1 protein-coding gene is annotated in these 412 nt (G+C 42.5%); it reads left to right on the top strand.

The window, feature by feature from the left end; all coding sequences use genetic code 11:
* A partial coding sequence (locus AAHB12_RS31395) for an IS200/IS605 family accessory protein TnpB-related protein (protein ID WP_342048958.1) occupies positions 1-412 on the top strand: 412 nt, incomplete at both ends.

Raw genomic sequence — 412 nt, 5'->3', positions numbered from 1 at the left:
GTAAAGGACAACGCGTAGATTCATGGACATTGCCGTTTGACTTGAAGGGGAAATCCTCTGGGCAAATTACGAAAATCATTGAGGCGGAAGCCATTGAGTTGGTTCGAATCGCACAAGAAAAGAACAAACCAATTGCAATTGAAAAACTGAACACAACCACATCCAAGGTATCTCACCACTACGGGAACAAAAAAGCGAACAGACTGTTATCTCTGTTCGCCTACAATAAAATGATTTCTGCCATCTATTCCCGTGCAGAAAAGATGGGTGTGGCTGTTTTTTCGGTTAATCCTGCCTACACAAGTGTAATTGGTAAGATGAAGTATATGAAACGTTTCGGGATCTCTATCCATGAAGCGGCTAGCTTTGTCATTGCTCGAAGAGCAATGGGTTATAAAGAAACCCTTCCACC

This window comes from Bacillus sp. OTU530 (genome assembly GCF_038440375.1).
The sequence above is the reverse complement of the archived record's forward strand: the minus strand, read 5'-3'. Positions and strand labels throughout refer to the sequence as shown.